We start from the raw sequence: 6199 nt of genomic DNA on the forward strand, positions 1-6199 counted from the left end.
CCGCAGGGAACGACTCGCATTCCGAACCGTTCGTACACTGCGTCGTCGATGGCTGCGTCCCGGTCATCGATGAGCAGGTCGTGGAGGGTCACCTCGACGTCCTCCAACCCGGCGTGAAACAGCAGATTCGCCAGCCCGGTGTCGGCGTCGAGTACGGTCACGTCGTGATCCTCGGCGAGCGCCATCCCGAGCGCGAGGGTACTCGTAGTCTTTCCCGTTCCGCCCTTGCCGCTCGCGACGGCGAAGACCTCGACCATCGACAGGCGTTTCCCCCGTTCTCCGATTTAAAGGTTGGCTCGCACCGTTCGTGATTCGGATGTATCAATTAGGCGTCCCAACATGTCACTTCGGTAGGTAGAACGCGTCCAGTTCGAGTTATCGACGAGCGCCGCAGCATGGGCGTACGGCGAGTCTGGTGAGTCGGCGGATTCGATCGGGCGATCACGTCCCGCGTGTTCGTACACCGTATCGAGAAACGCCTCCCTGACGATTCGGTTCTCGAACAGTCCGTGAAGGTACGTTCCCAGGATGCGACCGCTGCGTTCGTGATCCGCCGGCCGAGCAACTGATAGCCGCCACAGAGACCGATCACGGGGCCGTCGAACCGTCGGATCGAGTCGTATCACGTCGTGGTCGCGATCGAGGCGCTCGTAAGCGGCAACGGCCGCTGCTCGGGCACGTCTCCACTCCTCGTCGTAGTACTCTCTTGCCGCGAAGTGATCGACCGCTTCGCCGTCGATCACGAGCTGGCTCTCGCCGTTTCCACGCGGTTTGAGCAGAACGGGGTTGTGTGTCGCGTCGGTTCGACGCGGGCGGCCCGCGCCTGCACGTACTGCGAGACGCCGATCTCACCGAACGGCTCGTCGCCGTCGTCGTAGATGGCGGGTTCCTTCAGGACCACACGCGCGTTGTTGCTCTCTGGACCTTGAACGGCCCGACGGTTTCCGGCTCGATCAGCGGGAGGTCCGCCGCGACGGTCAACAGTGGCGTCCCGACCTCGTCCGCCGAGAGCGCGTCGAGCACCCGATCGATCATCGGGCGATCGCCGACCTCGAACAGCGGTTTCTCGACCTCCGCGTCCAGGCGGGTTCCACGACCGCCGCACATCACCAGAGTGTCCATACGATCACTCCAACGTGAAGCGCTGCGATACGTGATAGCTCGTTCGCTGCGCCGAATACATCGCCGCTGACGCCGTTGAGGACCGCCCGGGCCCACGCGAGCACGAGCAACGACGTGGTCACGGCGGCGACGAGAGCGAGCGCGGCCGCCGGCGTTGGCCACGTCACGGCAACGAACGGCGTGGCCACCAGGAGTGGCCCGGCGAACGATCGTGGACGCGCCGCCCGCGTCAGTCCGGCTCCCATCCCCCGGTGGGACGCACGACCAACACAGGCGATCACGGCCATCCCGAGCTTCGCGCCGACCTCCGCGACGACGACGAGCGCCACGGCGGTCTGTGCGGGCAGCTCGGCGAGCGCGAGCCCCGCGAGCGCGAGCCCCCCGACGCCGAACGCGACGGCGAGGACGCCGCCTGCACCGACATCGGGCTCGGTCATGATCTCGCGGCGTCGGTCCGGGGACGTGCCGTTGGCTGCGGCCGCGTCGCCCACGTCCGCAAGCCCGTCGACGTGCGTGACGCCGGTGACGAGGATCACGGCGAACACGTAGAGGGTGGCGACGGTCGGGCTCGGTGCAGGCACGACGAACGGGATGGCGACCAGTCCGCCGATCACGAACCCGACGAGCGGGAACGTCCACGGTGCGCGCTGAAACGCCTCCCACGCCTCCGGAGACGCGTCGATCGGGAGTCGGGTGAGGAACGCGATCGCTCCACGGAGGGCCGTCAGAGCCACGCGATCACCCCCGGCGCTGCAGCGAGGGGATAGCCCAGCAACCCGGCCCGTCCCACGAGCGCCACCCCGCGCTCGGCGTCGGCGACGGTCGGTAGGGATCCGACGGGGTTCAACACGTACGCGCCCGGTTTCTCCAGTGGCACCCCCAGGACCGTCGCGAGCGTCGCCATCGGCCAGCCGGAGTTGGGTGACGCCGGTTCGTGGGCCCACCGTCGAGCGCGTCGAAGCGACCCCGGATCGACGGCCGCCGCCGCGAGGAGAACCGCGGATACCCGGGTCGGGATCCACATCACGAGGTCGTCGAGTCGGGCTGCCGCCCGGCCAACCGGCCGATTCGGATACCCGATCATCGAGTCCATCGTGTTGACGGCTTTCACCACCGCGGCCGCGCCGGCTCCGAGCGGGAGCGACATCGGGGCGAGCAGCGCGAACGCGAGCAGCGGCGCGACGAGTCCGTCCGCGAGGTTTTCGGCGGCGCTCTCCACCGCGGCCGATCGTGCCTCGGCAGCCGAGAGCGTCGACGGATCCCTGCCGACCAGCGTGGGGAGCGCTTCCCTGGCCGCTCGGGGATCCGTCTCGCTCGCCAAGATCACGTCGTGGGCCGCGGTGAGCAGCATCCGCAAACTCGTCGAGACAAACAGCATGATCCCGGCGACGGCCGATCCGAACAGCGGGTCGATCGTCGCCGCGAGTCCCACGACGCCCGCGATCAGGATCCCCGTCGCGAGCGGGATCCCGGCGGCGGCCAGCGCTCCGACGACCACTGGCCGGGACCAGGACGCGTCGACAGGCGCGATCACCCGGCCGAGCCAGGCGACCGGATGGGCCCGTCGAGGTGGCTCGCCGATTGCGTACTCCAGGGCGAACGCGATCCCGATCGCGACGACGGCTGTCAGCGTCACGGCACTCCCTCCGCGAGTCGCGCCGGAAGCGCGGCGAGCGGTACGTCGTTTGGGAGCAGCGCTGTCCCGCTACAGTCTACGACCCGGCCGTCGGTCTGGGGATCGTCGCCGACGTGGACGAGACCCGTCACGTCACAGCCGAGTGCGTCGGCGGGATCGATGGGCCGATCGACCGTGACCAGCGTTCCGAACAGGTCGAACGAGACTGCCACGGAGGGTGGTTGGCGAACGAGACCTTGAACGTCCCGGTCGACCCGCGCCCCCAGTGGTCGGTTCGACGACCCGACGACATCGACGTGTTCAGCTGTCGGGTGCGTGACCGATCGGATCACCAGAATTTTCGTTCCGCGGTTCGTCCACACGGCCATGGCACGGCTGCTCGGGCGATCGGTCGGCGTCCTCCTGCCGGTGGTCGCGGTGGCGACGCTCCCGATCGGGCTCCTCACCGCCGTCTTTTTTGGGGTGACCTACGCGTTCGCGGTGTTCGTCGTCGGGTGGCTCCTGCTCGTCCCAGTCCTGGGCGTTCTGAGCGACGAGTTCGTCGACGGCGAGTCGGACGAGCAGCATTCTCAGGAGCCGGCGGAGGATCCGCTCGAAACCCTCCGGGATCGGTACGCACGCGGCGAGATCGACGACCTGGAGTTCGAACGTCGAGTCGAGCGACTGATCGAGACCGAGGACGGACCCGAAGGGCTCGAACCGCGCCTCGACGCGTCCGGGGCGGGTGAACGCGTCGACTACGTGCGAGAGTCGACCCGCGACCGTGGCCGGTAGCTTCCGGTCGCGAGAGGCCGTGCCGTCGTGACGCCTATTCCAGTCGAATCGGACGCCGAAGACGTGTCGACGCGACCGCCGTCGCGATCACCAGTCGATTACGTTCCCGTCGAGATCACGGGGAAAGTACGTTAGCTGGTCGATGCCGTCCTCGGTGATGGCGACGGTGTCGGAGTGACGATAGCCGGCGTCGTCGGTGTAGAGCCCCGGTTCGATGGTGTAGATCTCGCCGGGTTTGAGGGCGGCGTCGTCCTCGTCGTAGCTCGTGTGCTCGGAGCGACAGTGGTCCGTCCAGCCCCGATCGATGTACGGCGGTTCGTGACCGTCCATGCCGATGTTGTGACCGACGTGGTGCTGGGCGAGGTCGGTCACGCCCTGTTCCTCGAAGTAGTTCCACACGGCCTCGTCGACGTGCTCGATCGGGACGCCAGGGGCGAGCGCCTCGATGGCGATCGTCTGCGCTTCGAGCATCAACTCGAAGTAGTGTGCCTGTTCGTCGGTCGGTTCGCCGACGAACATCGTGCGTTCGAGTTCGGCAAAGTAGCCGTCGACGTTCGCGGTCGCCCCCGTGATCAGCACGTCACCCTCCTCGATCCGACGGTTGGCCGTGTGCCCGTGCGGCAGCGCGGTCTGTTCACCTGAGATGTACCCCGCCGCCACCGGTCCGCTCCCTCGCGTCCGTGGCACGTACTCGTCGCCGAGCGCGTCGAGCATCGCTCGGGAGGCGTCCATCGTGGCCCGCTGGCTCACGGTCGCGGGATGGGCCCCCGGTTCCGTGTAGTCCGCGAGATAGCGGTGCCCGAGGTTGGCCCAGCGGGCGGATTCGCGTACGAGCGCGACCTCGGCGTCTGACTTCTCCCAGCGCATCCGGGGAACCCACCGCTGTGTCTCGACATCGACGAACTCGGAGAGCGCAGGCCCCTCGTAGCCCATCGTCCCCGGTGCGCCGTCGGCGTCCGCGAGCACTGACGTAACGCCCATTCCCGCGAGCATCTCCGAGACCGTCTCGAGCGGCTTCCCCACCGGATAATCGATGTAGTGGTGGACGGCGTCGAGGCGTGGGTTGGGTTCGGCCCGCTCGACCTCCAGGCGCGGCACCGTGATCTCGGCCCGGTCAGCGGTGACTGCCAGCGCGACCGGCCGCTCGGTCTGGATGTGAGCGAACCCGGTGAGATACTCAATGCTCGTCGCACCGAACCACAACCCGGCGTCGGCGTCGGCCGCGTCGATTCGCTCACGGATGGCCGCGAGCCGGTCGTCGTACTCCGATTCGGGGAGGCGTGTCGGCATGGTTCGGCTACGTAGAGACGAAGAATAAGGGTTGAGGAGACGGAAACGATCGGTATCCTTCGTCACGAGAACGGTCTGGAGGATCGGAGTTCACTCCGGATCGCCCGTGGACCGCAATCGAACACGTTCCCAGTTCCGGCACCCCGAGGTTGATGACCGCCGCCGACCGATTCGACCCCATGACCCGACTCCGAGAAGCCTTCCAGGCTCACGAACCCTTGGTCGGTTCGTGGCTGACGATCCCACACCCGACTGCCGCCGAAGCGATCGCCCGCCGTGGGTTCGACTTCGTGGTGATCGACCGCGAGCACGCCGAAACGACGATCCGCGACGCGGGCGACTGCGTCCGCGCCGTCGAGGTCGCCGACGGTGACGCGGTCCCGATCGTCCGCGTTCCCGACGCACATCCCGCCGAGTTCAAGCGTGCGCTCGATCTCGGTGCGGCCGGCGTCCTCGCTCCGCTCGTCGACGACGCGGACGAGGCCCGGATGGTCGCAGAGGCCTGTCGCTACCCGTCGCGAGGGGTTCGCGGGATCGCCGGGTCGCGTGCCAGCGACTTCGGCGACCGCCTCGACGAGCAGGTTCGCGACGGAACCGACGTGGCAGTGATCGTACAGATCGAGTCCGAGTCGGCGGTCGAGAACGTCCGGGAGATCGCGGACGTTGAGGGGATCGACGCGCTCTTCGTCGGGCCGGCCGATCTCTCCGCGTCGCTCGGCTGCTTCGGCGAGTGGGAGCACGATCGATTTCGGGAGGCGATCGACCGGATCGTGACGGGCGCACACGCTGCCGACGTGCCGGTCGGCACGCTGGCGATCGGCGTCGACGACGTCCCCGAAAAGCTCGACTGGGGCGTCGACTTTCTGGCGGCGGGGACGGACACCGGCTATCTGGCGGCCGACGCGGATCGACATCTCCGGGCGTACGAAACGTCTCGGGATTAGTCGGGGCGCTCTCGAACCGGTTTCGGGGGAAGCAGGTCCTCGAAGGGCTGCTCGCCGAGCCACTCGACGAGGCCGACCAGTTGCTCGACGGCCGCCTCGAACAGCTTCTCGCCCGCCTCGGGACTCGCGTCCGTCGGATCGCCGAACGTCCCGTTCGGGGACGATTCGACGGCGTCGTACGTGACCCGCGATCCGAACCGGTAGCTGTCGGCCTCTTCAAGTCGCACAAGCCCGTTGTCCCGCGCCGCCGTTCGCTGCTCCGGCCGAACCAGATCGGGGCGGTGATACCAGACCATCGACATCTCTTTCGGTCCGGCGTGCGGACCGTTTCGCTCGAACGCTTCGTCGACGAGCTCGGGGATGCTCTCGTCCCACATCCACTCACAGGCGAATGCTGTCCCCTCGTCGCGAAGCCGTCTGCCGACCTCGCGGA

The 6199-nt window shown here is 67.9% G+C and carries 9 protein-coding genes and 1 pseudogene; 2 read left to right on the plus strand and 8 right to left on the minus strand.

The window, feature by feature from the left end; translation table 11 throughout:
- The 6 genes and pseudogenes from QZT59_RS15820 to QZT59_RS19160 form a co-directional block, all read right to left on the minus strand.
- A partial coding sequence (locus tag QZT59_RS15820) for a P-loop NTPase (RefSeq protein ID WP_290818589.1) occupies positions 1–257 on the minus strand: 257 nt, incomplete at its 3' end.
- A gap of 363 nt (positions 258–620) precedes the next feature.
- Positions 621–916, minus strand: a pseudogene (locus QZT59_RS15825) (cobyric acid synthase CobQ); the annotation flags it as partial.
- The gene (locus tag QZT59_RS19250) at positions 892–1122 is read right to left on the minus strand and encodes an NTP transferase domain-containing protein (protein WP_394348666.1); all 231 of its coding nucleotides are present in this window, start codon (positions 1120–1122) and stop codon (positions 892–894) included. The gene QZT59_RS19250 and the pseudogene QZT59_RS15825, both read right to left, overlap by 25 nt.
- The gene (cobS, locus tag QZT59_RS15835) at positions 1107–1856 is read right to left on the minus strand and encodes an adenosylcobinamide-GDP ribazoletransferase (RefSeq protein ID WP_290818591.1); all 750 of its coding nucleotides are present in this window, start codon (positions 1854–1856) and stop codon (positions 1107–1109) included. The genes QZT59_RS19250 and cobS overlap by 16 nt, the downstream gene beginning before the upstream one ends.
- Positions 1847–2758 carry an adenosylcobinamide-phosphate synthase CbiB gene (gene cbiB / locus QZT59_RS15840; protein ID WP_290818593.1) on the minus strand — a complete coding sequence of 304 codons (912 nt, stop codon included), beginning with the start codon at positions 2756–2758 and terminating at the stop codon, positions 1847–1849. The genes cobS and cbiB overlap by 10 nt, the downstream gene beginning before the upstream one ends.
- Positions 2755–2970, minus strand: a complete 216-nt coding sequence (locus QZT59_RS19160) for a hypothetical protein (RefSeq protein WP_343195782.1) — start codon at positions 2968–2970, stop codon at positions 2755–2757. Before QZT59_RS19160 ends, cbiB begins: the two co-directional genes overlap by 4 nt.
- Positions 2971–3124: 154 nt before the next feature.
- Between QZT59_RS19160 and QZT59_RS15850 the strand changes: the two genes are divergently transcribed.
- On the plus strand, positions 3125–3532 hold the full coding sequence (locus tag QZT59_RS15850) for an SHOCT domain-containing protein (RefSeq protein ID WP_290818594.1): 408 nt from the start codon (positions 3125–3127) through the stop codon (positions 3530–3532).
- An 87-nt stretch (positions 3533–3619) separates the two neighbouring features.
- On the opposite strand, the gene QZT59_RS15855 is transcribed toward QZT59_RS15850, so the two are convergent.
- On the minus strand, positions 3620–4822 hold the full coding sequence (locus QZT59_RS15855; protein WP_290818596.1) for a Xaa-Pro peptidase family protein: 1203 nt from the start codon (positions 4820–4822) through the stop codon (positions 3620–3622).
- A gap of 179 nt (positions 4823–5001) precedes the next feature.
- On the opposite strand from QZT59_RS15855, the gene QZT59_RS15860 reads away from it, so the two are divergent.
- Positions 5002–5766 (plus strand): HpcH/HpaI aldolase/citrate lyase family protein, encoded by a 765-nt coding sequence (locus tag QZT59_RS15860; RefSeq protein WP_290818598.1) that lies wholly within the window; start codon positions 5002–5004, stop codon positions 5764–5766.
- Here the strand turns inward: QZT59_RS15860 and QZT59_RS15865 are convergent.
- On the minus strand, positions 5763–6199 hold a 437-nt coding region (locus tag QZT59_RS15865; protein ID WP_290818600.1), incomplete at its 5' end, for a creatininase family protein. The genes QZT59_RS15860 and QZT59_RS15865 overlap by 4 nt on opposite strands.

Source organism: Halovivax sp. (assembly GCA_007119345.1).
GTDB lineage: Archaea > Halobacteriota > Halobacteria > Halobacteriales > Natrialbaceae > Halovivax.

Excerpts from the sequence above, each read along its gene's own strand:
- QZT59_RS19250 (WP_394348666.1), bottom strand. The coding sequence starts at position 1,122 with ATGGACACTCTGGTGATGTGCGGCGGTCGTGGAACCCGCCTGGACGCG.
- QZT59_RS15850 (WP_290818594.1), top strand. The coding sequence starts at position 3,125 with ATGGCACGGCTGCTCGGGCGATCGGTCGGCGTCCTCCTGCCGGTGGTC.
- QZT59_RS15855 (WP_290818596.1), bottom strand. The coding sequence starts at position 4,822 with ATGCCGACACGCCTCCCCGAATCGGAGTACGACGACCGGCTCGCGGCC.
- QZT59_RS15860 (WP_290818598.1), top strand. The coding sequence starts at position 5,002 with ATGACCCGACTCCGAGAAGCCTTCCAGGCTCACGAACCCTTGGTCGGT.